Here is a 23,550-nt window from a genome sequence, read left to right as displayed (position 1 = left end):
GGTTCTTTATGCGGGCTGCTTGGATTTATGATATCTAATGACAAGTGAAGTGACTTCTTTTATACTAATGTAGTCACCTTCTTGAACATGGGATTTTTTTCATGGATATTGCGATCCGTGTAACAATGAGTATGCTTTGGGAAGAAAGAAGAAAACTATTAGTATTATAATGAAAAAGGAATGTCAGATTATGCCGCAACCATGGAAACGACGAGTAAGGCAGATGTCTTCAGCTCAAATTATTGTTACATTTTACATAGTGGCTGTTACGCTTGGATTTCTATTGCTTAGTATTCCAGAAGCTTTAAAGCCGGGAGTGAAGTTAGCATTTATTGATCGCTTATTTATTGCCGTCAGTGCGGTAAGTGTAACAGGGCTGACACCTGTCTCTACTCCGGATACGTTTAGTACGACAGGCTATTTTTTGCTCGCTTTTATTTTTCAAATCGGTGGTATTGGTGTGATGACACTCAGTACATTCATTTGGATGATTTTAGGTAAGAAAATTGGTTTGAAGGAACGTCAGCTTATTATGACAGATCATAACCAGTCCCGCTTATCAGGATTAGTTGACTTGATGAGAAATATTTTATTTATTATTTTTGCTATTGAACTAGTTGGCGCCATTATTTTAGGATTACATTTTCTCCGTTATTATTCGAGCTGGACAGATGCGTTTTTGCATGGGTTCTTTGCTTCTGTCAGCGCTACTACAAATGCCGGCTTCGATATTACAGGATCTTCATTTATTCCGTATGCCCATGATTATTTTGTACAAGTGGTAACCGTTATTTTAATTACGCTTGGAGCGATTGGATTCCCTGTATTAATTGAGATTAAGCACTATTTTTTAACTTTTAAAGATAAGCGTAAATTTCAATTTTCGCTATTTACGAAGCTAACAACCATTATGTTTTTTCTGCTGTTAGCAGGAGGAACAATTTTAATTCTTGTGCTAGAGCATTCAGGATTTTTAGCAGATAAGTCTTGGGATGAATCGTTCTTTTATGCGTTTTTCCAATCCGCTGCCACAAGGAGCGGAGGAGTGGCGACCATGAATATTAATGAGTTTTCGCTTCCTACGTTAATTATGATGAGCGCGATGATGTTTATCGGGGCTTCACCGAGCTCAGTAGGAGGAGGAATTCGTACAACGACGTTTGCATTAAATATTCTTTTCCTGTTTTATTACGTAAGAGGAAATAAGACGATTAAAATCTTTCGCCGCGAAATTCATGAAGATGACATTATCAAATCAGTAGCTGTATCGATGTTAGCTGTAATCATTTGCTCCATTTCTCTTCTTATTTTAAGTATTACAGAACATTTTTCTCTCATTGAGCTTATTTTTGAAGTGTGTTCAGCTTTTGGGACAACCGGTTTATCAATGGGAATTACAGGAGGGCTTTCTGATATCGGTAAATGCGTTATTATGATTTTAATGTTCATTGGCCGAATCGGTATGTTTTCATTTATCTTAATGCTTCGCCGTCCAACGTCTGGACCGGATTATCACTATCCGAAAGAACGTATTATTATTGGATAAAAGAGGCTGAGACAAAAATATGTTAGTTGAAGGAAGATCCGAACGAGTTTGTTTCTTGATTAAGAATCAAACTCGTTCGGATTTTTTTATTATGATGGTGAACGTAGGTTTCATGTAGCTGCTTCCAGCTGTTGATTGGAGGGCGAGGCGAAGACTCCTGCGGGGAAAGCGGAAAAGATGCGACCCCGCAGGAGCGTAAGCGACGAGAAGGCTCATCGACCGCCCGAGGAAAGCGAAGCCTTGCACGGGAATCAACAGCGGTGTCACAAGCGGTTCAACTCATTTATCCTAGTTGTTCGTATTTAGAGTAAAGTGATTTCGTTATGTTTCAACTGCTTTTTTACAGCTTTTTCTGCTTATATTGCTTAGCAAAAGGCGCATTCTAAGAAAAGGAAGTTCAAGGGACTTCCAACCATAGGAGGGATAGATGATGGCAAAGCGTAAAGTAGGGTACAAATCAGCACTAACTAACAACAATACACCAAAAGAAAGCCTTTCAGATGCAGAATTTGCTGCTGAATATGCTGGCGGCGAGGAGCCGGCTAAAGGCGCGAATCGCAATTCTAAAAAAGGAAAGCAAGGTAAGTAACGATGAGCAAACATAAACAAAATAATAAGCACATCGCGAGCACCGAAGCAAAACAAAAACAATTACTGCAAGAAGAGTTTGGAACGGAAATGGGCGATCCGAACGCAGCTAAAATATATGAATCCCTTGGAAAGACAAAGTCTGATAAAGAGCATGAAAAGAAAAAAGAATGCTAAAGAAAAAAACCTCGGATATCCGAGGTTTTAGCTTACAACTGGAAGACCAAATGCTTCTACAGGTACTGAATAAAGTTTTGTATCATTTGCTTTTTGATCATAATAAGCAAGAAGAACAGATGGTTGTTCATTGATTTGTCCCGTTTGTTTATAATACATATAATCAAATGGAAGAATCTCTAAAACAGTGTGCTTGTATAATTCTTTTTCAGCAAGCTGTTCAGCTTCAAAAGCCTGTCCCATGATAGAAGGATTAGCAAGCATTTGCTGATAGTAATGAGAGCGGACTTGTTTTTCTACTTTATCGTCCCACCAAGGCTTACGAGGCTTATGCTTTTGGTTTTGTAAATAATCAATTTTCATAAACCCTTCAATTACTTCTTCATTTGAAAAACTTTCTGTTTGAATATACTGTTTAAGGCGTCTGAATAAATCTTCAAGCTGATGACCGATTCGAACCCAGCCCATTTCATCCCAATACGTCCCAAAGTTTTGGAAGAAATCAAAAGGCGTATCATAGCAGTGTTCTACTAAAAACTCGATCGTTTCATCCATTCGGTGGTCATTCCAAAACTTTTCTAAAATATCTTCTACATGCTTGATGCGTACGACATCTGAAAATGGCAAGACGTTATTGCTTAAAATTTCATAAGGCGACTGATCCATGTATTGATAATTATAGCGAGGCGCACTTAAACGTAAGCCAGTGCCGCGAAGCATTTTTAAAAAGCCTAGCTGAAGCTCTTCAGGTCGAAGTGCAAATACATCATTAAACGTATTCTTAAATGAGTTGTAATCTTCGTCTGGCAGACCCGCGATTAAATCCAAATGCTGGTCAATCTTTCCGCCTTCTTTTACCATTGTTACGGTACGCGTTAACTTTTTAAAGTTTTGTTTGCGTTTGACTAGTTCATTAACAGCATCATTTGTAGATTGAACGCCAATTTCAAAGCGGAATAATCCTTTTGGCGCATGATCGTTTAAGAACTGAATAACTTCTGGGCGCATAATATCGGCAGTAATTTCAAACTGAAATACGGTGCCTTCACGATGTTCATCAATTAAAAATTGGAACATTTCCATGGCGTAGCTGCGGCTGATGTTGAACGTGCGGTCTACGAACTTAATCGTGCGCGCTCCGTTATCCATCAAATAGCGAATATCTTCTTTTACCTTTTCTCTATCGAAATAACGAACGCCTACTTCAATAGAAGAGAGACAGAACTGACAGCTAAACGGACAGCCGCGGCTTGTTTCGATATATACAACGCGTTTTGAAAGTTCTTGGCGGTCTTCTTCAAAACGGAAAGGAGAAGGCATTTCGCGCAGATCAATTTTATTGCGCTGCGGGTTTACAACTGGTTTTTCTTCTTTTCGGAAAGCCACGCCGCTTACGTTTTCAAACTTACGCTCTCCGTGAAGTTCGTCCAACAGCTGCTTGAATGTTTCTTCTCCTTCACCAATAGCGATAAAGTCAGCTTCAGGAATACGCTCTAGCCAGTGAGTTACATCATAGGTTACTTCTGGTCCGCCGAATATAATGATGAGCTCGGGATTGATCTTTTTTAGCATTTGTGCGACTTTAATCGTTTCTTCAATATTCCAAATGTAACAGCTGAAACCAATGATATCTGGGTTGCGTTTATATAAATCCGTGACAATGTTCATAGCAGGATCTTTAATCGTATATTCGGCCATATCCACTTTATAGTCAGGCTCGGCATAGGCTTTTAAACATCGAAGGGCTAAAGAAGTATGAATATACTTCGCATTCAATGTACTGACAACAATGTTCATTCAAAAAGCTCCTTTTAACTCGTAATATGAAATCAATTTACTATTTTAGCACATTTGAGAAATAAAGTATAAATACCTTGCCGCTTTTGTTGTGGAGGGGAAAAGATTTCGGTAAAATGTAACAGAAACGTAAAAGAAGAAAGAGTCTCGGTTAATATGAACCTTGGTGAACGAAAAAAATGAGGTGGAAAACGTGGAATATAAGCGAATTAAGCCAAAAAAAATATACGAAGAAGTAGCCGAAACGCTTCTTGAAAATATAAAAGAAGGCAGTTTAAAACCTGGAGACCGTTTGGATTCAGTGCAGCAGCTGGCAGAAAACTTTCAGGTAGGGCGCTCAGCTATTCGCGAAGCTCTTAGTGCTTTGCGGGCAATGGGGCTGCTCGAGATGAAGCAGGGAGAAGGCACATTCGTACGGGAATTCAACTCAGACATGCTGTCTTTGCCTGTAACTAGCGCTGTATTAATGAATAAAAATGATATTGAACATTTGCTTGAAGTGAGAAAAGTATTAGAAATTGGAGCTGTTCGAGCAGCAGCTCAAAAGAGAACGGATGCGGATCTCAACCAGCTGTCTGATAGTCTAGAACAAATGAAAGGAGCGTTTGGCAATGAAGAGCTGGGAGAGAAAGCAGATTTTGCTTTTCATTTAGCTATTGCCAAAGCCTCGCAAAACCCTCTTTTAGTGAAGCTTATGAATAACGTATCAGAAATGATGATTGAAACGATGAAAGAGACAAGACGCATCTGGCTTTATGCAGAAGAGAAAACGGCTGAACGGATTTATAAAGAGCATCAGCAAATTTATGAAGCTATTCTCTCTCAGCATGCAGAAGATGCTCAGCATTTTATGATGAGTCATCTTGATAATGTTGAACATGTGTTAATGAAATACATACCGGAAGAAAAATAACGCCATTTCAGGTAGAAAAGTGCGCCCTAAACAACAGAAAAACTAAAATTCAAGCACCTTCCGATAATTTATGCTTGCTCTATTGTGAAAAGATTTACATAATAGAAACTAGGATTGTCAAATGGAGGGTTACGAAGTATGAAAAAGCAATATAGAGATGATAGTTTAGCTTTGCATACAGATCTATACGAACTGAATATGGCGCATACGTATTTTAAAGATCACATTCATAAGCGTCGTTCTGTATTCGAAGCTTACTTTCGCCGGATGCCGTTTGAAAGCGGTTATGCGGTGTTTGCCGGGCTAGAAAGAGTAATTGATTTTATTGCTAATTTCAGATTTAGCGAAACGGACTTAGATTATTTATATGAAGAATTACATTATGAAGCAGAGTTTATCGACTATTTAAAACAAGTTCGGTTTAGCGGCAATATTCGTTCGGTTGTAGAAGGCGAAATGATTTTTGCTAATGAACCGATGCTGCAAATTGACGCTCCTTTAGCGGAAGCGCAGCTTATTGAAACGCCGCTTTTAAATATTTTAAATTTCCACCCGCTGATTGCGACAAAAGCATCGCGTATTCGCCTAGCCGCGGGAGAAGATAATTTATATGAGCATACGGGTACGAATCAGCTTATGGAATTTGGCTCAAGAAGAGCACACGAGATGGATGCTGCATTTTACGGAGCGAGAGCTGCTTATATTGGAGGCTTTGATGCAACCAGTAATGTCAGAGCGGGGAAAGTATTTGGAATTCCTGTGTCCGGTACTCACGCTCATGCGCTTGTTCAAGTCTATCGTGATGAATATAGTGCGTTTAAAAAGTATGCCGAATCACACCGTAACTGTATCTTTTTAGTAGATACATATAATACGTTAAAATCGGGTATTCCAAATGCTATTAAAGTAGCAAAAGAAATGGGAGAACAAATTAATTTTATCGGTATTCGATTAGACAGCGGAAGACTTCCATATCTTTCTCAAGAGGCAAGAAAAATGCTTGATGAAGCTGGCTATCATGATGTGAAAATTTTCGCTTCGAATGACCTCGATGAGTACAGCATTCTAGATTTGAAAGCGCAGGGTGCCAAAATTGATGGATGGGGAGTTGGAACAAAACTCATGACATCCTTTGATCAGCCAGCGCTAGGAGCGGTGTACAAGCTGGTTTCGATTGAAGATGATCATGGAAACATGGTAGATACGATTAAGCTGTCAGAAAATCCAGAGAAAATTTCAACTCCTGGTCTAAAAGAGGTATACCGAATTGTAAATCAAGTGAATCACAAATGGGAAGGCGATTATATTACGATGCAAGACGAAGTGCCGAATGAAGAGCAGCATTTAAAAATGTTTCACCCTATTCATACGCACGTCAGCAAGTTTGTCACGAACTTTAACGCACGTAAAATTCACCAGCCAATCTTTGCACAGGGAAAGCTTGTGTATGAACAGCCTACAATTGAAGAAATGAGAGCCTACTGCTTACAAAACTTAAAGCATCTATGGGATGACTACAAAGTCATTACAAAATCGAACGAAGATGTATTTCGTCCTACAGAGTACCCTGTAGACTTGAGTACAAACTGCTGGGATAACAAAATGCAAAATATCGAAGAAACTAGAAGCAAGCTGCTATCTGATACAGTGCTTGTGTAGATCCCATCAGCTAGTAATGAGAGGAGAGTTTTTTTATGAAAGAGCTACAAAAGCAAATTATTGAAGAAATGAACGTACAAAAAGAAATTAATCCCGTGGAAGAAATTCGCCGCAGCGTTGATTTTCTGAAATCCTACATGAACAAATATCCTTTTCTACGTTCGTTTGTACTAGGTATTTCTGGCGGTCAAGATTCTACTTTAACTGGAAAGCTGGCGCAGCTAGCGGTTAATGAGTTGAATGAAGAAGCCGGAGAAGAGCGCTATCAGTTTATTGCTGTTCGTCTTCCATACGGTGTGCAGGCAGATGAAGCAGACTGTCAAGATGCACTTGCTTTTATTCAACCAACAAAATCTATTTCTATTAACGTAAAACCAGCAGTAGATGCGATGCTTTCTGCTGTTGAAGAAGCGGCAGAGGATAAAGTTTCCGACTTCAACAAAGGAAATGTAAAAGCACGTGAACGAATGATTGCACAATATACGGTAGCAGGCATGTACAGTGGAGTCGTACTCGGAACGGATCACTCCGCTGAAGCTGTTACAGGATTTTATACAAAATTTGGTGACGGAGGAGCTGACTTAGTTCCTATCTTCCGTCTGAACAAGCGACAAGGAAAACAAATGCTAAAAGAATTAGGCTGTCCCGAGCATCTATATATGAAAAAACCAACGGCTGATTTGGAAGAAGATCGTCCACAGCTTCCGGATGAAGAAGCGCTTGGCGTAACGTATGAGCAAATCGACGATTATTTAGAAGGCAAAGATGTAGGTGAACATGCAAGTAACATCATTGAAGGTCACTTCTTAAAAACGCAGCATAAACGCCAATTGCCAATCACCGTATTTGATGATTTTTGGAAATAAATAAGTAAGAAGCTAAGACAGAAGATCCGAACGGCTTTGATTCTTGATGGAGAATCTTCACCGTTCGGATTTTTTTAATGATATGGCAAACGTAGGTTTCACGTGTTTCGTTTCTTCTAGCAGTTGCCCAGAAATCAACCGCAATGTAACAAGTAATCCACATTACATGATTTATCCAACTTGTTCGTCTTTAGATTAAAAGGATTTAATTATGTCTCAATCTCTTACTTTTTATGAAAAAAAGATAGCAAACAAAGAAAGGTATTTTTGAAAAACTAGTGAAATTAGAAAAACATAGGAGTATAATAGCATTAAGTCATCTGATGACCTGTTAACTAAAAGGAGTAAAATGATCAGCTTGGAGGGAGCAAATGATGAAAGTATCTTTATTTGCCACATGTTTGATTGATATGTTTCAAACAAATGTAGGAAAAGCGACGGTAGAATTATTAGAACGATTAGGATGCGAAGTGGATTTTCCAAAGAATCAAGTTTGCTGCGGACAGCCTGCATATAACAGCGGTTACGTAAAAGAATCAAAAGAAGCGATGAAAAACATGATAAAAGCGTTTGAACATGCAGAGTACGTTGTATCTCCGTCTGGCTCGTGTGTGACAATGTTCAAAGAGTATCCCCATCTTTTTGAAGGTGATGCTGCATGGCATGAACCTGCCGTGAAGCTTGCTGATAAAACGTATGAGCTAACGGATTTTATTGTAAACGTTTTAAAAGTTGAAGATGTAGGAGCCAGTTTAAATGGTAAAGCCACTTATCATTCTTCTTGTCATATGACGCGTTTGCTAAACGTAAAAAAAGAACCTTTTACACTATTAAACAATGTAAAGGGTCTTGAAATGGAAAACCTTGAAAACAGTCATAACTGCTGCGGATTCGGCGGGACGTTTTCGGTTAAAATGGGGCAAATCTCTGAACAAATGGTCGATGAAAAAGTAGGCTGTATAGCTAAGACAAACGCGGAGTACTTAATTGGAGCTGACTGCGGCTGTCTTATGAATATTGGAGGAAGAATTGAACGAAAAGGACAGCCTGTAAAAGTGATGCATATAGCTGAAGTGTTAAATAGCAGAATGTAAAGAAAGGAGAATGCCGAATGTCTATGAAAATAGGAAACGATCAGTTTAAAAAACGCGTGGATGATGGAGTAAATAATGCGTTTATGCGCTTTGCGGTTTCAGGTGCTCAAGAACGCTTAAGAAGCCGTAGATTAGATGCGGCAGAAGAGTTAGGAAACTGGGAAGAATGGAGAGCGCTTGGCGAAGAAATTCGTCAGCATACGCTTGAAAATCTAGATTACTATTTAGAACAGCTGACTGATAATGTAGCTAAACGCGGAGGCCACGTTTTTTTCGCTCAAACAGCTGAAGAAGCGAATGAGTACATAAAAAATGTAGCGAGGCAAAAACAGGCAAAGAAAGTCGTTAAATCCAAGTCAATGGTTACAGAAGAAATTCATATGAACGCTGCTTTAGAAGAACTAGGCTGTGAAGTTATTGAAACGGACTTAGGAGAATATATTTTGCAAGTCGATGATCACGATCCGCCTTCTCATATCGTAGCTCCTGCACTTCATAAAAATAAAGAACAAATTAGAGATGTATTTCAGGAAAAGCTTTCGTATAAAAAAACAGAAAAACCTGAAGAACTAGCTCTTCACGCCCGGGAAATGCTGAGAAAGGAATTTTTATCAGCAGATATTGGCATCACGGGATGTAATTTTGCGATTGCAGAATCTGGATCTATTTCGCTTGTAACCAATGAAGGAAATGCAAGGTTAACAACTGCCCTTCCTAAAACGCAGATTACGGTTATGGGAATGGAAAGAATTGTGCCAACGTTTGAAGAGTTTGAAGTGTTGGTAAGCCTGTTAACTAGAAGTGCAGTAGGTCAGCGGCTTACAAGTTACGTAACAGCGCTTACAGGGCCTAGACTTCCAGGAGAAGTAGACGGACCGGAAGAATTTCACCTAGTGATTGTAGATAACGGACGATCTGCGATTTTAGGAACTGAGTTTCAATCTGTTTTACAGTGTATTCGCTGTGCGGCATGTGTGAATGTATGTCCCGTGTATCGCCATATTGGAGGGCATTCATATGGATCTATTTATTCAGGTCCGATTGGAGCTGTATTATCTCCTTTGCTTGGAGGCTATGAAGACTACAAAGAGCTTCCGTATGCATCAACGCTATGTGCAGCCTGTACGGATGCCTGTCCGGTCAAAATTCCGCTGCATGAGCTATTACACAAGCATCGTCAGCGGATTGTCGAAAAAGAAGGAAAAGCACCTATTTCGGAAAAGCTGGCGATGAAAGCGTTTGGCTTGGGGGCAGCTTCTTCTTCTCTATATACAGTGGGCGCTAAAGTAGCACCGGCAGCTCTTACTCCTTTTATGTCAGGAAGCAGTATTTCCAAAGGGCCTGGTCCATTAAAAGCGTGGACGGAAAGCAGAGAGTTTCCGGCGCCTACAAAAGTGCGCTTACGAGATTGGTTTGATAAAAGGAGTGATGATGATGAACGGAAGCATTCAAAATAGAGACAGTTTTTTAGATAATATTGCAGCTAATCTTAAGCGAAGCAGGCGAACAAGCGGCGTAGTAAAGCCACAATGGAAGCATGCTCCTCAGCATGAGGTCTATCGCAACTATTCGCCGGATCAACTAAAGAAAGAGCTTGAAAACCATTGCGAACGTATTCATACTCGCTATGTAGAAACATCATCACAACACTTGCCAGTTGCGCTTGAAGAAGCCGTAGCGAACTATGGAAATGGTCTTGTCTGCACGTGGAATGATCCTAGGTTTTCCGAATATGGATTGAATCCGCTGATGGAGAAATGGGAAACAAGCAGTAGCCTTCATGTATGGAATTCGGTAAAAGGCGATGAGAATATTAAACTAGCTGAACAAGCAAATGTCGGCATCACGTTCAGTGATTTGACGCTAGCGGAATCTGGAACGGTTGTTTTGTTTAGCAGTGCTGCAAAAGGACGAGCGGTAAGTTTGCTGCCCGCCACTTATATTGCGATCATACCTAAAAGCTCAATTGTCCCTCGCATGACACAAGCCGCTGAAATGATTCATGAAAAAGTAGAGCGAGGAGAAACGATTGCTTCTTGCATTAACTTTATTACGGGGCCAAGCAATTCAGCCGATATTGAAATGAATTTAGTAGTTGGCGTGCATGGACCTATTCAAGCAACTTATATTGTAGTGAATGATCGATGAGGCTGAGACAAAAATATTTTAGCCGAAGTGAAAAACGAACCGTGAATCAACATGTTTGATTCACGGTTCGTTTTCTTTGTTCTGTGGAGCATATGTTTTATCTGCTCCATTTTTAAATAGCGGGAGAATGCGAAGAAATGTCGCATTTTGAATAAACGTGGCTAATTTTAAAAAGGTAAAAAGCAAATCTTGTAGAATATTAAGTCTATAGATAAAAGGTGGGGAAATGGGAAGTGCAAAAGAAAGGAGCAATGAGCATGTCACCACAAAGAGAATTAACATCTGAAGCTGAGCAAAATCAGCGAGGTGAATTACAGCAGCTACGAGCTATTTTTAATGACATATTAGATGCCATTGTCGTATTTGATGAGTATTTTCAAGTTATAAATGCAAATGAATCAGCCTGCGGGCTGTTTGAAAAAACAAAGGATGAGCTATTAACGTATCAAATGAAAGATTTTCTGATGTATTTTCCGTATGACATGATTGAAGCGTATTATCCAGCGCTTTTAGAAGAAAGCTATTTCAAATATGAAGGCGCGATGACGCTTCGAAGCGGCATGATGAAACATGTTGAATTTACTTCACACAAACATAGTCACATGTCGGGCATTATTGTGTGTACATTTCGAGATATTACGCAGCACAAGATGATGGAAAATGAACGGTTTATTAGTCATCATATGTTTATGGATGTATTTAATGAAGCGGTAGATGGAATTGTCATTTTTGATCGAACCGGTCAGCTTATCGACGCGAATCCTTCATTTTGCGAGCGATTAAATTATACAAGAGCACAGCTTCTAACCAAAACGTTAGAGGAGCTTGTAGAACCTACTTATCATTATAAGGTAAAAAAACTATGGAGAACTCTGCATCAAGAAGGCAAGACAAGCGGCGAGCTGCCGATCAGGCTCGAAAATGGAGACGTTACTTTTTTTGAATTTACCACAACAGCTAATATATACAGTCAATACTATATGTCCATTATGAGAGACGTGACGGAAAAACGGCTGATGGAACAGCAGCTGCTGAGAAGCGAAAAAAATTTCAGGGCTATTTTTGAAAATGCGATTGAAGCGATCTTGATTTGGAAAGACGATGGTGAAATCTTGAACGCTAATCTTGCTTCTTCACGTACATTTGAGCTCCCGTTAAACAAATTAATTGGAAGCAATTTGTATACGTTTATCGATACAAAAAGCTTTAGTGCGTTAAAGGTGCTTCAAACGTTTCAAACAAAAGGAGAAATTCGCAATCAGCTTCCTTTTTACATGCCAAATGGAGAAATCAAACAGTTGGAATTCACAGGGAAAAAAGGCATTATAGAAGGAGACCATTTAACCATTTTTCGAAACATCAGTGAACGTACAAAAATCGAACAGGAGCTTCGGAATAACGAAGAGAAATTCAGGCAAATCTTTAATGGCTCGATTGACGGGTTAGTTTTATGGGACGGCAAGCGAAATATTATTGATGTGAATTCTTCTCTTTGTGATATTCTAGAACTCACCAAAGAGGAGATTTGTGCGCACTCCATGGAGGATTTTATTTCTTCAGCGAATTTAGATGCGGTCATTGAACATAAAGAAACGATCGAACAAAAAGGGGAAGCTGAAGGAGAGATTACGTACGTTACGGGGAACGAAAAAGTTAAAAATATCGAATTCTCTACGAAAAAAGATATCTTGCCAGGTCTATATATGACGCTTTTAAGAGACGTAACGGAACGAAATCAAATGCAGGAGCAGATTCGAAAATCGGATACGCTTCAAGTAGTCGGCCAGTTAGCAGCTGGGATTGCGCATGAAATCCGCAACCCGATGACGGCTTTAAAAGGGTTTGTTCAGCTGTTAGAAAGCAGCATTCAAGAAGATCACTCTCTTTATTTTGATATTATTAAATCTGAATTAAAAAGAATCGAAACCATTATTACAGAGTTTCTAGTACTCGCTAAGCCACAGGCCGTAAAGTTTGAAAAGAAAAATCTAGCTGCGGTTGTTAAAGAAACGATTGATTTATTAAATGCTCAAGCGCTTTTAGAAAATATTCAGTTTGAACTAAGTGTGTCCCCTCAGCTGCCAATGGTATACTGCGAGCCGAACCAAATTAAGCAAGTACTAATAAATGTAATTAAAAATGCAATTGAGGTCACGTCAAACGGGGGAAGAATTTTTGTTGAAGTCTACTCTACAGAGCCGCACTACGTGACGGTCTCCGTTCGAGATCAAGGAGACGGAATGCCCGAAGAGCGCATCAAGCGCTTAGGAGAACCATTTTATACGACAAAAGAAAAAGGAACGGGACTCGGCTTGATGGTCTCATATAAAATTATCGAAGAACATAAAGGGCGAATTGAAGTGGAAAGCAAAATAGGAGAAGGAACAGCTTTTCGTGTTATTCTTCCAGCCTAAATAGAAAGGATAAGCAAGTATGTACTATGGAGAAATGAATTTATTTTCTGATTTGAAAATTTATATTGTAGCCTCGGAAAAAGGGGTTCAACATCTTTGGTTTGATAGCGATGATCACAACGAGCAGCTTAAAAAACTTGTCCATGACGAGAACTTTCACCTTGTGAAAGAAGCGAAGCGACAGCTGCAGGATTATGCTGCAGGGCGCACGCTAACATTTGATTTGCCTTTGGATATAAAAGGAACAGACTTCCAAAAAGAAGTGTGGTTAACACTTGAGCATATACCTTATGGACAAACGTGGTCTTACAGTGAGGTAGCGGAGTCTGTTAATCGCTCTAAAGCCGTAAGGGCTGTGGGACAAGCGAATCGTCGAAATCCACTGCCGATTATTTTGCCTTGTCACCGTGTGATTGGCAAAAATGGAGCTTTAACAGGTTATGCAGGCTCGCAAACTCATATAAAAGAGAAGTTATTAATGCTTGAAAGAAGTGTAGCAAAAGGTGCTCTGGAGTTAAAATAACTATTCACCGTCTAATTTCCAGCCTTCTCCTTGCACAAAAACACCGTCAATTTGCTGAGGAGAAGGGAGGGAATTTAGTTCTTCATCTTGAGATAAATCGAATAGCTGATATTGCTGCTTACGATTCAGCGCTTTGTTTTTATCCGCTTTTTGCTCTGAACTCATAGTTACTCCTCCCTTATTTAAAAGAAATCCCCTATAATATATGTAGAAAAAGAAGAGAGTACTGTTACAATTGTGTTACAAATGCAGCCGAAAAGCGCTGTTTAATAAAAGAGCTTGAGACATAACGAAATCAATGCCATCTAAAGATGAACAATTTGTATACGTATACATGAGCTGAACCGCTTGTGACACCGCAATTGATTTCGGTGCAATGCCCCCCAATCAACTGCTAGAAGGAACGAAACAGATGAAACTATATTCACCATAATAAAAAACGAACCACTAATCAAACACGATGATTAATGGTTCGTTTTTTAGTGTCGCTAAAAAACTTTTGTCCCAGCCTCTTGTTATTGAGCAGATTGCAGCAAAACGTTTTGAATGGATTCAAAAGACGGGGAATGGATAATCCCATGCTCTGTAATAATAGCCGTAATCAGTTCGCCTGGCGTCACATCAAAAGCTGGATTGTACACAGAGATCCCGTCTGGAGCAATTTGCGTATCTCCAATGTGCGTTACTTCTTTAGGTGAACGTTCTTCAATAGGGATGCTGCTGCCGTCTGGAATAGATAAATCAAATGTGGACTGCGGCGCTGCTACGTAAAATGGAATACCAAATGCCTTCGCTAAAAGAGCAAGTCCATACGTTCCAATTTTGTTAGCCGTATCGCCATTTGCTGCAATGCGATCAGCACCTACAATAATTCCATTAATTCCTTTTGTTTTAATTGTATGAGCGGCCATATTATCCGTAATCAGCGTAACGTCCACTCCCGACTGCTGAAGTTCCCATGCTGTTAAGCGAGAACCTTGAAGAACGGGTCTTGTTTCACAGGCAAATACTTCAAGCGGAATATCGCGCTGCTTAGACAAGTGAAAAGGTGCTAAGGCTGTTCCATAATAAGCTGTAGCAATTGAACCAGCATTACATATTGTCATGATTTTATCTTTCTTTTTAAATAAAGAAAGAGCATGATCTCCAATTCGGTAGCACGTTTCTTCATCTTCTACTTGAATTTGAATAGCTTCATGAACAACTTTTGTTTTAGCTTCATTAACGGACGAAGCGGATTCCGCGCTTTTCGCTACGCGTTCCAGTGCCCAAAATAAATTGACGGCAGTAGGGCGTGAACTAGCTAAATACTGTTGATCAAGAGCTAGCTTTTTGTTAAAATCCTTGACTGAATCTGTGTCATAGCTAAGCGCAGAAAGAGCAAGACCAAAAGCCGCCGTAATACCAATTGCAGGGGCTCCTCGTACTTTCAAGGTAGTGATAGCATCCCATACGTCTTTAATGGTTTGCAGCTTAATATATTCAACTTTGCCAGGAAGCTGCTGCTGATCTAATAAAGTAATATATGATTCATTCCATTCCACTGAGCGCGGAAGTGATAGTGTATTTGTCATGCTGATACCGATCCTTTCATTGTGTACATTATTCGTTATCGAAGTAAATGTTCAAATTCATTTGGTGAAACGTCTTGTTGGTGCAGAAGCAAATAGCGTCCAATTTTTAACGCAGTACGTTTAGCGTTAATTTTTTTCTCCTCTGAAGAAATTTCGTCTAAGTCCGCCACGTGAGCTAAGCCAATCGTACGTCGAATGATTTCACATCCTGCATATCCAACAGCATCTTGCCACGTTTGCGTTAAAATTTCATGTAATAAGCGCTCATCTTTAGCGAAAGGTTCAGTGTTTTCAGAGTGCCAAAGGGCAGTAAAGGTATCTTTGAATACGTTCCATGTGTTCGTAATGTGTGCAAATAACAGTTCACGATTGGTTTCTCGAGAAAGAGCATTTAAAAATAAATTCGCCACAAATTGCCCTAAATCGAATCCAAACGGACCGTAAAAAGCAAACTCTGGATCAATCACTTTCGTTTCTTGACTGCTAGCAAAGATGCTGCCTGTATGTAAATCACCGTGGATTAGCGTTTGCGCATTTGTTAAAAATTTATATTTTAATTTTGCTGCTTGCAGCTTTACATCACTATCATTCCACAATTCTTCTACATCAGGGCGCAGCGCTTTTTCGAATTCATTTGTATCAATATCAAAAAAAGGATCTGTAAAAACTAAATCTTCCGTAATATTGCATAAGTCCGGATTGCTGTACTTAACAACTTCTTCTTTTTTATCCTGAGGCTTTAAGGCGAAATCAGACGTTTTGAACGCAATATGTCCTAGGAAAGAACCGATATGCTGTGAGAGCAGAGGATAACTTTCACCTTGAATAAGTCCGGCGCGAGAAATCGTTAAATGAGACAGATCTTCCATGACCGTAACAGCAAGCGTTTCATCGTGGTAATAAACAGCGGGTACAAGTTCTGGCGTAAATGCACCGAATTGCTTGAGCGCATTGCTTTCAATTGTGGCACGGTTCAAGGATAGAGGCCAGCTTTCGCCTACAACTTTTGCATAGGGAAGCGCTTGTTTGACGACAATGGATTTATTCGTTTGATCATTTATGATGTGAAAGACAAGATTTAAGTTGCCGTCACCAATTTCACGGGCAGTCAGTGCTTCTGTGGCATCAAAAAGACCTAGCTTTTTCACAAGTTTAATTGCTGAAATTTCTGTTAAAGGCTGATACTTCTCTGTTTTTGTTGTTGACATCGGAATCCCTCCATAGTTTATTAAACTGATTCGTTTACTAAGTTAATAGGTTTAAGAATATATGGAGGCTTTTATAATTTTAGAAAATATAAAAGCCTCTTTCGTTGGAAAGAGGCTTGATTGTAGTGTTCAAACCTCTTATCTGCCAGAAAGAATTACTTTCTGTTGGAATTAGCACCGTGCCTTTGTAAAACATGTTTTACGAGTGTGATCCACCTTAGGATGGAATGACGGTCGGTTGCTGGGCTTCACAGGGCCAAATCCCTCAGCCAACTCTTGATAAGAGTACGATTACTTATTCAATTTTGATTTGTTTGAATATTTTATGTTATCTGGTGAAAATCGTATCATGCAAAAAAACGGCTGTCAATACATAATTAATAAAATTCTGTGCGGCGATCTGTAAAGACAGGAATTTGTTTGCGAATTTCTTTTACAAGTTCCAGATTAACGTCAGCACTTAAAAGTTCTTCGCTATCGCCAGCTTCAGCGATTATTTCCCCCCACGGATCGATGACTAAGGAATGTCCGGCAAATGTGTTATGAGGATCTTGGCCTACACGATTACACGCGATTACATAGCATTGATTTTCGATTGCACGGCTAATGAGCAGTGCTTTCCAGTGGGCAAGTCTTGGAGCCGGCCACTGAGCGACAACAAATAAGACTTCTGCTCCGCTGCTAGTATGAACCCGAATCCATTCTGGAAAACGAATATCGTAACAAATAACTCCTGCGCATAAAGACTGTTCAAGTGTAAAAAGATTTTTTGCTGTTCCTGCTTCTAAATAGAGGTGTTCATCCATTAATTTAAATAAGTGCAGCTTACTGTATTGTGATACTTCACGACCTTTTCGGTCGAAAATATACATCGTATTTGTGACGCCTTGCTCTGTTTTTTTCGCGATCGAACCTGCCACGATATTTACTTCGTTCGTTTTAGCAAACTGAGAGATTAATTGCTTGGCTTGCTGTCCTTCATCATCTGCAATTTCGTCTAGCCGCGTCAAATCATAAGCTGTATCCCATAGCTCAGGAAGCACAAGGATATCAGGGTTTTCTTTCATGGCTTCCGTCATTTTTTGTTGAATATATTTTCGGTTTTTAGTTGGGTCCCCAAACGCAATATCAAGCTGCAAACATGTGATTTTTACACTCACTTTATCATCCGTCCTTTTTTTAGTAGTTGAAAAAAATGACTTTACAAGTTGAGTATTACAATATATTATTTGTGACTAGAATTTCAAGAATTTTTTGAGAAGGTGTGCGATGATGAAACAATTTGAGCAATCGGAACTATTAAAAAGTTTACCAAAACAATTTTTTGCATCACTTGTAGGCAAGGTAGGAAAAGTAATGGCCCAAGGGCACGACGTTATTAACTTAGGGCAGGGAAATCCTGATCAGCCTACTCCTTCACATATTGTAGAAACACTGCAAAAAGCAAGTGCTAATCCTATGCATCATAAATATTCTCCATTTCGGGGGCACCAGTTTTTAAAAGAGGCCGTTGCGACTTTTTATAAACGAGAATATGGCGTTGATGTGGATCCCGAAAAAGAAGTAGCTATTTTGTTTGGCGGAAAGGGTGGACTTGTAGAAATCCCGCAGTGCTTATTAAACCCTGGAGATACGGTGCTGGTTCCGGATCCTGGATATCCTGATTACTGGTCTGGAGTAGAGCTTGCAAAAGCAAAGATGGAAGTGATGCCGCTCACGGCTGAAAATCATTTTCTACCCGTATACGAAGTGATAGGTGAACGTGCTAAAGAACAGGCAAAGCTCATGTTTTTAAACTATCCTAATAATCCTACTGGTGCAGTGGCAACGGCAGAATTTTTTGAAGACACCGTGGCGTTTGCTGCCAAGCACGATATTTGTGTGGTACACGACTTTGCCTACGGAGCAATTGGATTTGATGGTAAAAAGCCAATCAGCTTTTTACAGACTCCTGGTGCAAAAGAGACGGGAATTGAAATTTATACTCTTTCTAAAACGTATAACATGGCGGGATGGCGAGTTGGATTTGCTGTAGGAAATGAAAGTGTAGTAGAAGCTATTAATCTTCTTCAAGATCACATGTACGTCAGTCTCTTTGGGGCGGTTCAAGAGGCAGCAGCAGCAGCTCTGTTAGAATCTCAACAATGCGTGAATGATTTAGTTAAGCGCTATGAATCTAGACGCAATACCTTTATTCAAGGGCTTCGAGAAATTGGTTGGGACGTTACATCTCCAGCGGGCTCCTTTTTTGCATGGCTAAAAGTTCCTGAAGGATATACTTCTGAACAGTTTTCAGATTTACTTCTTGAAAAAGCCCACGTTGTAGTGGCGCCTGGAGTAGGCTTCGGAACATATGGTGAAGGCTATGTGCGCGTAGGACTGCTGACGGATGAAGAGCGCATGAGAGAAGCTGTATCTCGAATAAAAAAATTAAATTTATTTTAAAAACGCATTGACAATCCTTTTTGAGTTGGCTTAATATGTAAGAAGTTAACGAGATTAATAACCAATAAATCCTAGCGGTATTTTGTATTTAGTATATAATCTACGAATTTAATTTAAATAAATAGCAACTTTCTTATTAAGAGTAGGTGGAGGGACTAGCCCGATGAAGCCCGGCAACCGACTTAACGCATGTTAAGCACGGTGCTAATTCTTGCAGCAGCAGCTGAGAGATAAGAAGAGCAACGAAAGCCTCTTCTTAATCACAGAAGAGGTTTTTTTTATTAACGATATTAAACAGCAAGGGAGTTTTTAGCATAATGAGCGAAATCGTTGCAAGCTACTTACTACATGACAATAAAGGAAATTTTCATAAAAAAGCGGAAGGAATCGCTTTAGGACTAACCGTCGGCTCATGGACAGATCTGCCGCTTTTAGATCAACAGCAGCTTCAAAAGCATAAAGGGCGCGTCGTGTCCGTAACTGAGCTTCAAGATTGCGAACGTGTAAACGGATATTTAGGAGGAGAAATTAAGCAGGCGATTGTCAAAATTGCTTATCCAACTGCCAACTTTTCAAGAGATTTACCGGCTATTTTAGTTACGGTTTTCGGAAAACTATCACTTGATGGAAAAGTGAAACTATTAGACTTGGATTTTCCTGATGAATTATTAGCTCAATTCCCAGGACCGCGCTTTGGAATAGAAGGTATCCGAGAGAAACTAGGCGTTTATGACCGTCCGCTTGTGATGAGTATTTTTAAAGGCGTGATTGGAAGAGACATGACGTACTTAACAACTCAGCTGCGTGAGCAAGCGCTTGGCGGAGTGGATTTGGTTAAAGACGACGAGATTTTGTTTGATAGTGAACGCACACCTTTTGAAGCTCGCGTTACAGAAGGAAAAAAAGTACTGAATGAAGTATACGAAAAAACGGGACACCGCACGCTGTATGCTGTTAATTTAACGGGACGAACGTTTGAATTAAAAGAGAAAGCAAGAAAAGCAGCTGAGCTAGGAGCCGATGCGCTTTTATTCAACGTATTTGCTTATGGGTTAGACGTACTGCAGGCACTTCGAGAAGATGATGAAATTAACTTGCCGATTATGGCACACCCAGCCGTTAGCGGAGCGCTTACGCCATCAGAGTTTTACGGTTTTTCAAATTCATTACTGCTTGGAAAGCTATTGCGCTTAGCCGGAGCAGATTTCTCACTGTTTCCATCACCATACGGAAGCGTAGCGCTTTCTCTTGAAGATACGACAGGCATTGCCTACGAATTAACTCGCCCTGTATACAAATATAAGCAGACTTTCCCGGTTCCTTCAGCAGGAATTCATCCTGGAATGGTACCGCAGCTTGTGAAAGACTTTGGAATCGACAGCATTATTAATGCAGGCGGCGGAGTTCACGGTCATCCAGACGGAGCTATCGGAGGAGGAAAAGCATTCCGTTCGGCGATAGATGCAGTACTCTCTCATCAAACACTATCCGAAAAAGCTGAAGAATCAAAAGAGTTGCAAAAAGCTTTGCAACTATGGGGAACAGTAGAGGTGAAAGCATGACATCGTTAAAAATCTTTTGTGACTTTGATGGAACAATCACAAATAGCGATAACATCATTGCTATTATGAAACAATTTGCTCCTCCCGAGTGGGAAAGTATTAAAGAGGACGTGCTGGCTCAGCGCGTTTCTATTCAAGAAGGAGTAGGGCGAATGTTTGCCTTGCTCCCCGTGGAATTAAAGGAAGAGATTATTTCTTATATTTTAGAGACGTCTGCTATTCGAGATGGATTTGATGATTTTATTGCTTATACAAAAGAGCACCATATTCCGCTTTATATTGTAAGCGGAGGAATTGACTTTTTTGTAAAACCGCTTTTGGGAAATCGGGTTGCAGAAGAAATGCTCTACTGCAACGGATCTGATTTTTCCGGTGAGCATATTTCCATTACGTGGCCTCATACATGTGATAAACAGTGTACAAATGACTGCGGCTGCTGTAAGCCAACGATTATTCGCCGTCTTGCAGATGAAAGAGATCATACGGTTGTTATTGGCGATTCAATTACGGATTTGCAGGCTGCCAAATTAGCTGATACGGTCATTGCACGTGACTTTTTAATTGAAAAATGTGAAGAGCTATCTCTACCGTATCGACCTTTTTCTACTTTTTACGATGTGATTCACCATTTACAAGAATTAACAGAAGAGGTGAAAGCATGAGTATCATGGCTCAGCAAAGATTACACGAGCTTGCGGATATAAAAGATGAGTTGGCAGAGCGCGATTGGTTCTTCGGTACAAGCGGAAACTTAGCGATTAAAGTGGACCAAAATCCGACAACTTTCTTTGTATCAGCAAGTGGAAAAGACAAAAGAAAACGTACAAATGAAGATTTTTTATTAGTTGATCAACATGGAAGACCTGCAGAAGAAACGCATTTAAAGCCTTCTGCTGAAACGCTTTTACACGTTAAGATTTACGAGTTAACGAATGCCGGGTGCAGTCTTCATGTACATACAATTGACAACAACGTGATCTCTGAACTGTACGGAGATGAAGGACTTATTTCATTTAAGGGGCAAGAAATTATTAAGGCGCTGGGTATTTGGGAAGAAGATGCGGAAATTACTGTTCCGATTATTCCGAATTACGCTGATATTCCGACATTAGCAGAAGAGTTTTCTCACCATATAAAAGGCGATCAAGGCGCGATTTTAATTCGTAACCATGGGATTACGGTATGGGGGAAAAATGCGTTTGAAACAAAAAAAGCGCTAGAAGCCTATGAATTTCTATTTAGCTACCATGTGAAATTACTATCACTTAAAGGCATTAAGCCAAAGGTGCATTTATAAAAGGAGGAAACAACAATGGCACAAATTCGCTTACATGTAAATAATAAAAGAATTGAAACTCAAGAGGAAGTATCAGCTTTTCTGGCAAACAATGAAGTTATTTATGAAAACTGGGATATTACAAAACTTCCAGAAAATCTTCGTGAAAAGTATGATTTGACTGATGAAGAAAAAACAGAAATTCTAAACGCTTTTGATGAGGATATTAAAGATATTTCTGAACGCCGCGGCTATAAAGCTCAAGATGTTATCTCGTTATCGAAATCTACACCAAATATTGATGAATTGTTAAAAAACTTTCAGCGCAAGCATATTCATACCGATGACGAAGTGCGCTTTATCGTAAGCGGTCATGGAATTTTTGTTATTCAAGGAAAAGACGGCGAATTTTTTGATGTTGAATTAGAGCCAGGCGATTTAATTTCAGTACCAGAAAACATTCTTCACTACTTTACACTAATGGAAGATCGTAAAGTAGTCGCTGTCCGAATTTTCGTGACAACTGAAGGATGGGTACCTATTTACGCATAACAACTACTTGTAAAGCATAGGTCATGATCACCCCGCTTTTACATCTAAAAGCGGGGTATTCTTTGGATTATTATAAAACTAACTATTTTTATGTGAATAATAAGTTTAATAGGAGGAACACCATGAAAAAGAGTAAAAAAATGCTGTGGCCACTTACTTTGCTCGTGCTTCTAGTTTTTGCGCTGGCTGCCTGCACGAAAGAACAGCCAAATCTAAACGAGAAAGCACAGGCAGCTCCAGCGCAGCAAGCGGCTTCTGCTAAGCCTGTACAGCAAGAAGGAAAAAAGATTACGAAAGATACAAAAATTGCTCTTATTTCTGAATTTACGTCAGGCACTCACGCTGCTCAGTACATAACAGGTGTGACAAAAGCGGCTAAAAAAGCCGGAGTACAGCTATCCGTTTCTGATTCTAATAATGATCAATCTAAAATGGCAGCGTATTTAGACACGGCTATTAACCAAAATGTTGATGGTATTATGATTGACCACGGCCGGGCTGAAACCCTTGAACCTGGCGTGAAGCGCGCGATTGCAAAAGGAATTCCCGTTATTGCAACAGACGTAGAATTAAAAGTAGAAGGTGTGACAACCATCGATCAAGACGATTATATGCTTGCGCTGCAGGGCCTGAAACAAATGATGCAGGATATTAACGGAAAAGGAAATATTGTATATGCGTTTGTTGGAGGCTTTGCGCCGATGGAAAAACGCGACAGCATTTATAAAATTATGATGAATCGCTATCCAGATGTAAAACAAATTGCCACGTTTGGAAGTGCAACAGACAACACCTCTCTAGACACCCAAAATAAAATGGCAGCCGTGTTGAAGCAGTATCCAAATAAAGGAGACATTGCAGCTGTTTGGGCACCTTGGGACGAATTTGCCAAAGGAGTCACGAGAGCGATTAAGGAAGCAGGACGAGATGAGATTAAAGTATACGGAGTGGACTTATCTGATGAAGACCTGCAAATGATGCAAGCAAAAAACAGCCCATGGAAAGCGTCAGCTGCTGTAAACCCAGCTTCAGTAGGAGAAAAGCAGGTTGATTTGCTTCTTAAAAAGATTTCCGGTCAAGAGATCCCTCGTTATTATTCCTTTGATCCGGTTTTAGTCAAACAAACAGATTTGCCTAATCAAACGATTAATATGGATCAGCTTAGTCAGTACGTAGAAGAATGGGGCAAAAAAGAGTAGAAGTGGAGG

The 23,550-nt window shown here is 39.8% G+C and carries 24 protein-coding genes and 2 riboswitches; of the genes, 18 read left to right on the top strand and 6 right to left on the bottom strand.

The annotated features are described in order from the left end of the window. Window positions 1–169: 169 nt before the first annotated feature. The 4 genes from SB717_RS03005 (at window position 170) to SB717_RS02990 (ending at window position 2,311) form a co-directional block, all read left to right on the top strand. Window positions 170–1,546: a TrkH family potassium uptake protein gene (locus SB717_RS03005; protein WP_410903167.1), complete on the top strand. Its 1,377-nt coding sequence runs from the start codon at window positions 170–172 to the stop codon at window positions 1,544–1,546. Between the two features lie 131 nt (window positions 1,547–1,677). After that, complete coding sequence (locus tag SB717_RS03000; protein WP_410903166.1) at window positions 1,678–1,857, top strand: hypothetical protein; 180 nt, start codon at window positions 1,678–1,680, stop codon at window positions 1,855–1,857. A gap of 116 nt (window positions 1,858–1,973) precedes the next feature. Further along, the gene (locus SB717_RS02995) at window positions 1,974–2,135 is read left to right on the top strand and encodes a hypothetical protein (RefSeq protein ID WP_013055942.1); all 162 of its coding nucleotides are present in this window, start codon (window positions 1,974–1,976) and stop codon (window positions 2,133–2,135) included. A gap of 2 nt (window positions 2,136–2,137) precedes the next feature. Further along, window positions 2,138–2,311 carry a thiamine pyrophosphate-dependent enzyme gene (locus tag SB717_RS02990; protein ID WP_014461091.1) on the top strand — a complete coding sequence of 58 codons (174 nt, stop codon included), beginning with the start codon at window positions 2,138–2,140 and terminating at the stop codon, window positions 2,309–2,311. A 27-nt stretch (window positions 2,312–2,338) separates the two neighbouring features. Here the strand turns inward: SB717_RS02990 and SB717_RS02985 are convergent, their stop codons facing one another. Further along, a complete protein-coding gene (locus SB717_RS02985) occupies window positions 2,339–4,108 on the bottom strand; it encodes a B12-binding domain-containing radical SAM protein (protein WP_410903165.1) in 1,770 nt (589 codons plus the stop codon). A 193-nt stretch (window positions 4,109–4,301) separates the two neighbouring features. Between SB717_RS02985 and SB717_RS02980 the strand changes: the two genes are divergently transcribed. From SB717_RS02980 to SB717_RS02945, 8 genes are all read left to right on the top strand, one after another. Continuing rightward, entirely contained in the window at window positions 4,302–5,021 is a 720-nt protein-coding gene (locus tag SB717_RS02980) for a FadR/GntR family transcriptional regulator (protein ID WP_014461089.1), read from the top strand. Between the two features lie 138 nt (window positions 5,022–5,159). Then, on the top strand, window positions 5,160–6,680 hold the full coding sequence (locus tag SB717_RS02975; protein WP_074678547.1) for a nicotinate phosphoribosyltransferase: 1,521 nt from the start codon (window positions 5,160–5,162) through the stop codon (window positions 6,678–6,680). A 35-nt stretch (window positions 6,681–6,715) separates the two neighbouring features. Beyond that, a complete protein-coding gene (gene nadE, locus SB717_RS02970) occupies window positions 6,716–7,546 on the top strand; it encodes an ammonia-dependent NAD(+) synthetase (protein ID WP_074678545.1) in 831 nt (276 codons plus the stop codon). Window positions 7,547–7,920: 374 nt separating this feature from the next. Beyond that, window positions 7,921–8,640 carry a (Fe-S)-binding protein gene (locus tag SB717_RS02965; protein ID WP_074679397.1) on the top strand — a complete coding sequence of 240 codons (720 nt, stop codon included), beginning with the start codon at window positions 7,921–7,923 and terminating at the stop codon, window positions 8,638–8,640. 17 nt (window positions 8,641–8,657) lie between these two features. Then, the gene (locus SB717_RS02960) at window positions 8,658–10,097 is read left to right on the top strand and encodes a LutB/LldF family L-lactate oxidation iron-sulfur protein (RefSeq protein ID WP_074678543.1); all 1,440 of its coding nucleotides are present in this window, start codon (window positions 8,658–8,660) and stop codon (window positions 10,095–10,097) included. Then, the gene (locus tag SB717_RS02955) at window positions 10,075–10,788 is read left to right on the top strand and encodes a LutC/YkgG family protein (RefSeq protein ID WP_410903164.1); all 714 of its coding nucleotides are present in this window, start codon (window positions 10,075–10,077) and stop codon (window positions 10,786–10,788) included. Before SB717_RS02960 ends, SB717_RS02955 begins: the two co-directional genes overlap by 23 nt. 257 nt (window positions 10,789–11,045) lie before the next feature. Beyond that, window positions 11,046–13,202, top strand: coding sequence for a PAS domain S-box protein (locus tag SB717_RS02950; protein ID WP_410903163.1), 2,157 nt, complete (start codon window positions 11,046–11,048; stop codon window positions 13,200–13,202). A 19-nt stretch (window positions 13,203–13,221) separates the two neighbouring features. Beyond that, window positions 13,222–13,725, top strand: coding sequence for a methylated-DNA--[protein]-cysteine S-methyltransferase (locus SB717_RS02945; protein WP_410903162.1), 504 nt, complete (start codon window positions 13,222–13,224; stop codon window positions 13,723–13,725). Here the strand turns inward: SB717_RS02945 and SB717_RS02940 are convergent, their stop codons facing one another. The 5 genes from SB717_RS02940 to SB717_RS02920 form a co-directional block, all read right to left on the bottom strand. Further along, window positions 13,726–13,890, bottom strand: coding sequence for a hypothetical protein (locus tag SB717_RS02940; RefSeq protein ID WP_182004183.1), 165 nt, complete (start codon window positions 13,888–13,890; stop codon window positions 13,726–13,728). A gap of 75 nt (window positions 13,891–13,965) precedes the next feature. After that, window positions 13,966–14,112, bottom strand: coding sequence for a hypothetical protein (locus SB717_RS02935; protein ID WP_264133651.1), 147 nt, complete (start codon window positions 14,110–14,112; stop codon window positions 13,966–13,968). Window positions 14,113–14,240: 128 nt separating this feature from the next. Then, on the bottom strand, window positions 14,241–15,299 hold the full coding sequence (gene mtnA, locus SB717_RS02930) for an S-methyl-5-thioribose-1-phosphate isomerase (RefSeq protein ID WP_410903161.1): 1,059 nt from the start codon (window positions 15,297–15,299) through the stop codon (window positions 14,241–14,243). Between the two features lie 35 nt (window positions 15,300–15,334). Continuing rightward, window positions 15,335–16,507 (bottom strand): S-methyl-5-thioribose kinase, encoded by a 1,173-nt coding sequence (gene mtnK, locus SB717_RS02925; protein ID WP_074678532.1) that lies wholly within the window; start codon window positions 16,505–16,507, stop codon window positions 15,335–15,337. Between the two features lie 135 nt (window positions 16,508–16,642). After that, window positions 16,643–16,793: riboswitch (SAM riboswitch) on the bottom strand. A 91-nt stretch (window positions 16,794–16,884) separates the two neighbouring features. Further along, window positions 16,885–17,667, bottom strand: coding sequence for a carbon-nitrogen family hydrolase (locus SB717_RS02920; protein ID WP_074678530.1), 783 nt, complete (start codon window positions 17,665–17,667; stop codon window positions 16,885–16,887). Between the two features lie 112 nt (window positions 17,668–17,779). Here SB717_RS02920 and SB717_RS02915 point away from each other — a divergent pair, with 112 nt between their 5' ends. The 6 genes from SB717_RS02915 to SB717_RS02890 all read left to right on the top strand — a co-directional run bounded on the left by SB717_RS02915 (window position 17,780) and on the right by SB717_RS02890 (window position 23,541). Beyond that, on the top strand, window positions 17,780–18,952 hold the full coding sequence (locus SB717_RS02915) for a pyridoxal phosphate-dependent aminotransferase (protein ID WP_410903438.1): 1,173 nt from the start codon (window positions 17,780–17,782) through the stop codon (window positions 18,950–18,952). A 130-nt stretch (window positions 18,953–19,082) separates the two neighbouring features. Then, window positions 19,083–19,189: riboswitch (SAM riboswitch) on the top strand. An 80-nt stretch (window positions 19,190–19,269) separates the two neighbouring features. Then, window positions 19,270–20,514, top strand: a complete 1,245-nt coding sequence (gene mtnW / locus SB717_RS02910) for a 2,3-diketo-5-methylthiopentyl-1-phosphate enolase (RefSeq protein WP_144645431.1) — start codon at window positions 19,270–19,272, stop codon at window positions 20,512–20,514. Then, a complete protein-coding gene (locus tag SB717_RS02905; RefSeq protein ID WP_410903160.1) occupies window positions 20,511–21,176 on the top strand; it encodes a 2-hydroxy-3-keto-5-methylthiopentenyl-1-phosphate phosphatase in 666 nt (221 codons plus the stop codon). Before mtnW ends, SB717_RS02905 begins: the two co-directional genes overlap by 4 nt. Continuing rightward, the gene (locus SB717_RS02900) at window positions 21,173–21,811 is read left to right on the top strand and encodes a methylthioribulose 1-phosphate dehydratase (protein ID WP_071276261.1); all 639 of its coding nucleotides are present in this window, start codon (window positions 21,173–21,175) and stop codon (window positions 21,809–21,811) included. Before SB717_RS02905 ends, SB717_RS02900 begins: the two co-directional genes overlap by 4 nt. 15 nt (window positions 21,812–21,826) lie before the next feature. After that, window positions 21,827–22,342 carry a 1,2-dihydroxy-3-keto-5-methylthiopentene dioxygenase gene (locus SB717_RS02895; protein ID WP_410903159.1) on the top strand — a complete coding sequence of 172 codons (516 nt, stop codon included), beginning with the start codon at window positions 21,827–21,829 and terminating at the stop codon, window positions 22,340–22,342. Window positions 22,343–22,464: 122 nt separating this feature from the next. Beyond that, window positions 22,465–23,541: a sugar ABC transporter substrate-binding protein gene (locus tag SB717_RS02890; protein ID WP_264133647.1), complete on the top strand. Its 1,077-nt coding sequence runs from the start codon at window positions 22,465–22,467 to the stop codon at window positions 23,539–23,541. Window positions 23,542–23,550 lie beyond the last annotated feature (9 nt).

Source organism: Priestia sp. SIMBA_032, assembly GCF_046535215.1.
Classification (GTDB): domain Bacteria; phylum Bacillota; class Bacilli; order Bacillales; family Bacillaceae_H; genus Priestia; species Priestia aryabhattai.
This window is presented reverse-complemented; position numbering and strand designations above follow the sequence as displayed.